Annotated in this window: 1 protein-coding gene; it reads right to left on the bottom strand. The window is 74.4% G+C overall.

The window, feature by feature from the left end:
• A partial coding sequence (locus B5M43_RS14960; RefSeq protein WP_230668294.1) for a DUF222 domain-containing protein occupies nucleotides 1–542 on the bottom strand: 542 nt, incomplete at both ends.

A 542-nucleotide genomic window follows, 5' to 3' on the forward strand; every position in this document is an offset into this window, starting at 1 on the left:
AGGATCCGCTGGAGCACCGCGGCGCCTTCGGGGGTGAGGTCTCCGCGTGCGGGGAACAGGCCGTCGCGTTCCTTCCCGATCGTGAACCCGCGCCGCCGGGATGCCTTCTCCGCGTCCGGGGCGGGGCCGTCCTGGTCGAGGTACGCGGCCCACGTGTCCGCCTGCACCTTCAGCTGCGCGAACGTGGGCGGCATCCCGTCGATGAGCCCGGTGGCGCTGGCGACGAGCTCGCGCTCGGCGGCGATCATGACGACCGGGTCGGCGCGGTGCGCGACCCGGTCCAGCGTGCCCGTGATCAGTTCCGCGACCGGCGTGCCGATGTCCCCGTGCCGCATCGCGGCGGCGACCTCGGGATGCCGGGGAGGGAGGGCCTCGCCGGTGAGCGCCGTCTCCGCGCGCAGCCGCTTGTCCAGCCGCACCCGCGCGAGGACCTCCCGCGTCGGCGCCTGGGTGAGTCGTTCGAGCAGCTCGATCCCGTTCCGGCATCCGTGCTGCGCGGACAGCCGCTCGTCGAGCATCCGGTCGGAGCGGGCGTCGATCTC

Origin of the sequence: Microbacterium sp. MEC084 (genome assembly GCF_004514465.2) — a bacterium.
Taxonomy (GTDB): Bacteria; Actinomycetota; Actinomycetes; order Actinomycetales; family Microbacteriaceae; genus Microbacterium.